The 3,763-nt window shown below is 62.3% G+C and carries 5 protein-coding genes; all 5 read right to left on the bottom strand.

Annotation, left to right across the window (positions count from 1 at the left end; genetic code table 11):
* Positions 1 to 582: type VI secretion system baseplate subunit TssF (locus tag EOA33_RS27555; protein WP_190234387.1), on the bottom strand; the 582-nt coding region annotated here is incomplete at its 3' end.
* Between the two features lies 1 nt (position 583).
* The gene (gene tssE / locus EOA33_RS27550) at positions 584 to 1,339 is read right to left on the bottom strand and encodes a type VI secretion system baseplate subunit TssE (RefSeq protein ID WP_126059406.1); all 756 of its coding nucleotides are present in this window, start codon (positions 1,337 to 1,339) and stop codon (positions 584 to 586) included.
* Positions 1,326 to 1,781 carry a type VI secretion system tube protein TssD gene (gene tssD, locus EOA33_RS27545; RefSeq protein ID WP_126058946.1) on the bottom strand — a complete coding sequence of 152 codons (456 nt, stop codon included), beginning with the start codon at positions 1,779 to 1,781 and terminating at the stop codon, positions 1,326 to 1,328. The genes tssE and tssD overlap by 14 nt, the downstream gene beginning before the upstream one ends.
* A gap of 48 nt (positions 1,782 to 1,829) precedes the next feature.
* Positions 1,830 to 3,338 (bottom strand): type VI secretion system contractile sheath large subunit, encoded by a 1,509-nt coding sequence (tssC, locus tag EOA33_RS27540; RefSeq protein WP_126058947.1) that lies wholly within the window; start codon positions 3,336 to 3,338, stop codon positions 1,830 to 1,832.
* Positions 3,339 to 3,341: 3 nt separating this feature from the next.
* On the bottom strand, positions 3,342 to 3,763 hold a 422-nt coding region (tssB, locus tag EOA33_RS27535; protein ID WP_127407079.1), incomplete at its 5' end, for a type VI secretion system contractile sheath small subunit.

The raw sequence follows: 3,763 nt of genomic DNA, 5'->3' as shown, positions 1-3,763 counted from the left end.
GAGATCAAGCTGGTCAAGCGCGAGTTCGTTGAATTTGCCTTTGCCGGTGCGGGTGAGCGCGATGCGCAGCGCCGCTTGGCCGGCCACGCCGCCGACCGGCCCGATGCCGGCCGCCGCCAGTCCGCTGCGATCCTGGAAATAGCTGACCGAGCTGATCTCGATCGGCCACAGCGTGATCTCCTGGGCGGTGGTGAAAGTGCAGCGTGTCGACAGGCCAGGCTGGAGGCCGGAGACCAGCCGGGTGTCGCGCTTCACGACGTGGCCCGCAATCATCGACTGGACCTGCTGGCCGGGTTTCAGCACTGCCATGGCGGTCGCCGGCGCCGGCGTGACCAGATCGGGATAGAGGACGTCGAGCACGGCGCGTGAAAACCGCGAGCGCTCGGCATCGACTTTTAGCCGCGTGCGCGCGGCAAGAAAAGCAACCCCGTCCAGCAGGCGCTCGACATAGGGATCCGGACACGGCACCGTATCGAGCGAAAGGTTGCGAGCTATCGCCGGATGCATGTCGGCGAATTCCGCGGCGAGCCCGCGGATATGGGTCAGTTCTTCCTCGTAATATTCTACGAAGACCCGATCCATCTCAGCTTTCCCTGAATTCGGTCCGCGCCAGGCCGTTGTCGAGATTGATCGTTGTGCGAAGGCGCAGCCGTTCCGGCGTCGGCGTCATGATCAGCACCGCGTCTATCTCGATCTTCAGACCCACACTTTTGTCGCCAAGGGTCACCGTGACGGTCGTCGCGCTTTCCTTCAGGCGCGGTTCGAACGTGGCAAGCACCGAACGGATCTCCCGCGCCAACGTATCGCGGTCGAAGTCTCGCGACGAACGGCCGGAGAAGGAAGGCACGCCGTAATTGATCACGCTTCGGCGCACTTCCGGAAAATCAGCCAGCGAAGGCGGGTCGTCCATCGCCTGCTCCCGCTCGAGATCGGTCAGCAGCGGAACGGATTCGAAGCGCTCGGTGTTGAACAGGGCCTCGATGTCTCGCCGCACGGCCTCTCTCAGCACGCGCGCCGACACCACCACACCGCGGCTTTCGATCTCCGCACGGTGCTCGTCCTGAAAGATCAGCCGGTGCAGGCGCCGCTTCTGGTCCGGTGTCAGCTCCGCATCGGCGTCGATCGCGCGCGCGCTCCCGGCAAGAAATGTCTCCAGCCGCTCCGCGCCAAGCTCGTCCTGCAACAGCCGGCGCAGCCCGTCTATCTCGGAGGTAAGCCCGGGCAGGTCGTTGACGAGGCGGTCCCAAAGAGAAGGCTGGACCGCCTCGCGCGTCGCTCGCGAACTGCCGGCAAGCCGCGGCTTGTTCGCGCCGGGCCGCCGGACCTCACTTGCCGACATAGACATCCATTTCGATTTCGTCGTCCTTGTCGTAGACGAACTTGATCTTCTTGTAGGCGAAGCTGACTTCCTCCTCGATCAGGTCTTCCTCGTCCTCGGCCTGCGACATGTCGTATTCCATGATCGAGGCGTCGGTCAGCGTCACGACCAGATAGTCGCTCGTCTCGCCGTCTATGGTCCGGCGCGCGGAAAACACCACTTCGTCGAGAGCCTTGTTCTCGAACAGCGCCTTCTTCAGATAGGGCGAGGACTTGTCGTAGTGCTTGGTGAACTTGATCATCCCCAAGGCCACACGACCGCGGCGCGAGAGCGAATTCGGATCGTACGGCGCGACCATCTTGTAGTCGACACCATGGATTTCGATCTCGTCCTCGTGGCCGTCTCGTACGCTCGGACCCTTGATATCCGGAACTTTCAGGAAGCCATCGATCTTCACAGGCATTGTCTTTCTCCACCGCTCTCAAACGAAACAAGATCACATTGCTGCAGTTCAACCCTTCACTGACGGGAGTTCTGACACCAGCCGGAGCGAAGCGTTGATGCCCTCCAACTGATAATGCGGGCGCAGATAGAAGCGGGCATTGTAATAGCCCGGCCGGCCCTCCACGCTGTCCACCTGCACCTCTGCCGCGGCAAGTGGGCGCTTGGCGCGCGCCTTGTCGTCGGCGAAGGCCGGGTTGGCCAACACGTAGCGATTGATCCACTCGGTCAGCCAGATCTGCATGTCCGAGCGCTCCTTGAACGACCCAATCTTGTCGCGCGCAATTGCCTTGAGGTAATGCGCGAAGCGCGACACTGGGAAAAGGTAGGGCAGGTTGGCGCTCAGGCGTTCGTTCGACTGCGCATCGGGATCGACCAGGCGACCGGCGCGCGTCTCGTCATCCTGCAGCGAATGGGCACCGATGAAGGCCGCGAGGTCGGTGTTCTTCCGGTGCAGGATAGGCATCAGACCGAGCTTGGCCAATTCCGCCTCGCGGCGGTCGTCGATGGCGACTTCCGTCGGGCACTTCATCGCGATCGATCCGTCGTCGGTCGGGAAGGCGTGCACCGGCAGGTTGAGCACCGTGCCGCCATTCTCGACGCCGCGGATCTGGGTGCCCCAGCCATAGAGTTTGTGGCTGCGGTTGATGTTGACGCCCATCGGGAAGGCGGCGTTCATCCAGACATATTTGTTGTGGTCGCCCTGCACCTCCTCCTCGAAGGTGAAACCCTTCACCGGGACGGTCTCGGTGCCGTAGGGCAGCCGTGCGAGCACACGCGGCATGGTCAGGCCTATGTAGCGCGCATCCTCGCTCTCGCGCAGCGACTGCCACGAAGCGTAGGCCGGGTTGTTCACAATCATCTGAAGGTCCTGCGGGTTCGGCAGTTCCTGCCAGCTGTCCATGCGGAACAGGCGCGGCGAGGCGGCCGCGATGAACGGCGTGTGCGCCGAGGCGCAGATGCCCGAGATGTTGCGCAAGAGGCCGACGTCGCGCGGATGGTTCGAGAATTCGTAGGCGCCGACGATGCAGCCGATCGGCTCGCCGCCCAGCATCGAATACTCGTCCGTGTAGACCTTCTTGAAGATCGGGCTCTGATCCCACATCTGGCCTTCAAAATCCTCGAGGGTGTCGGCCAGCTGCTCCTTGGAGATGTTCATCACCCGGATCTTGAGATGCTTGGCATCGGTCTCGGTGTTGTTGATGAGATACCAGAGGCCGCGCCATGTGCCTTCCATTTCGCGCACTTCCGGCGCGTGCAGGATCTCGTTGACCTGCGTGGTCAGCATCTTGTCGATGCCGGCGATCAGCGACTTGATCGACTTGATCGCATTGGACGAGATGGTGGTGGTCTCGGAGCGGGATTGCGCCGCCAGCGCGAGATTGCGGACGAGCTGCTGCAGCTTCTCGCTGTCGTCCTTCTTGACCTTGAAATCCTTCTCAAGGAGCCCGCTGAACTCCCCCAGGTCAATGGCTTCGGCCTCGGCGGTGACGGCTGCGGTCTTTTGCTGTTCGGCCATGACTTATTCCCCAACCTTGTCGTCGTCAGACATTGCCTGGCTGGCGATCTTGCTCAGAAGCGGCTCGTTGTTGAGAAGCTGCGCGATGCGCTTTTCGGCGTCGACACGGCCATCCATGAAGCCGAGCAGTTCCTCGAGCTGGCGACGCATCTTGAGGATCTCGGCGAGTTGCGGGACCTGCTCGGCGATCTTGTCCGGCGCGAAATCGCCCATCTTGGTGAAGGTGAGATCAAGCGCCAGTTCCTCGTCCTTCTCGGCGCCTTCCGCTTGCGGCAGCGTATTCTTCACCCGCGCCTTCACGCGTGGCCCGAGCGCCTCCATGAACTTGGGGAAGCGGTTGGCGTCGGTCTCGACGAAGGCACGGTCCAACAGCGACTTTGAAGCTTCCCTGGTTTGCGAAGCGCCGGAAAGGTCGGCCATCACGC

Origin of the sequence: Mesorhizobium sp. M4A.F.Ca.ET.050.02.1.1 (genome assembly GCF_003997725.1) — a bacterium.
Taxonomy (GTDB): Bacteria; Pseudomonadota; Alphaproteobacteria; order Rhizobiales; family Rhizobiaceae; genus Mesorhizobium.
This window is presented reverse-complemented; position numbering and strand designations above follow the sequence as displayed.

What these genes read in the sequence shown, in the direction of transcription:
- tssE (WP_126059406.1), bottom strand. Translation starts at nt 1,339, where the DNA reads ATGTCGGCAAGTGAGGTCCGGCGGCCCGGCGCGAACAAGCCGCGGCTT.
- tssD (WP_126058946.1), bottom strand. Translation starts at nt 1,781, where the DNA reads ATGCCTGTGAAGATCGATGGCTTCCTGAAAGTTCCGGATATCAAGGGT.
- tssC (WP_126058947.1), bottom strand. Translation starts at nt 3,338, where the DNA reads ATGGCCGAACAGCAAAAGACCGCAGCCGTCACCGCCGAGGCCGAAGCC.